Origin of the sequence: Photorhabdus sp. RM71S, assembly GCF_042879355.1 — a bacterium.
Taxonomy (GTDB): Bacteria; Pseudomonadota; Gammaproteobacteria; order Enterobacterales; family Enterobacteriaceae; genus Photorhabdus; species Photorhabdus kayaii.
In genome coordinates this window covers 1-223 of record NZ_JBHFKV010000319.1, presented here as the reverse complement: position 1 = coordinate 223, position 223 = coordinate 1, and the positions used below count along the sequence as shown (strand labels likewise).

The window sequence follows — 223 nt, the reverse complement described above, 5'->3', positions numbered from 1 at the left end:
ATCGCAAGAAAAGCCTCGCCATGAGAAACGGTGTGACCCGAATATTTTGGCATGATGGCATCAATGATACGGGGCAATCCGGCTTCATAGCAGAAAGCCGCGATGAGACCAAGGTGATCAAGACGTTTAATGGCAGGTTCTGACTTGAGCATATTCACTTTCCGGCAAATAAAAGTAATAGATCAAAATGGGCGATCGCCGTCAATCTCATGGGAACAATAAA

At 45.3% G+C, this 223-nt stretch carries 1 protein-coding gene; it reads right to left on the bottom strand.

The genetic code is table 11. The features are described 5' to 3' along the window. A partial coding sequence (locus tag ACGF5R_RS25050) for a DUF4277 domain-containing protein (protein ID WP_387693369.1) occupies positions 1-152 on the bottom strand: 152 nt, incomplete at its 3' end. Positions 153-223: the final 71 nt, after the last annotated feature.